We start from the raw sequence: 255 nt of genomic DNA, 5'->3' as shown, positions 1-255 counted from the left end.
GGTGGCCGCAGAGACCAGCGAGAAGCGACTGTTTACTAAAAACACAGGTCCGTGCGAAGCCGTAAGGCGATGTATACGGACTGACGCCTGCCCGGTGCTGGAACGTTAAGGGGACCGGTTAGTCCGATTTCGGTCGGGCGAAGCTGAGAACTTAAGCGCCAGTAAACGGCGGTGGTAACTATAACCATCCTAAGGTAGCGAAATTCCTTGTCGGGTAAGTTCCGACCTGCACGAATGGCGTAACGACTTCTCGAC

1 rRNA gene is annotated in these 255 nt (G+C 54.9%); it reads left to right on the top strand.

The window, feature by feature from the left end:
- Positions 1-255: ribosomal RNA gene (locus R6V09_RS54355) — 23S ribosomal RNA — on the top strand; the annotation flags it as partial.

Source organism: Streptomyces sp. W16 (assembly GCF_033194735.1).
GTDB lineage: Bacteria > Actinomycetota > Actinomycetes > Streptomycetales > Streptomycetaceae > Streptomyces.
The sequence above is the reverse complement of the archived record's forward strand: the minus strand, read 5'-3'. Positions and strand labels throughout refer to the sequence as shown.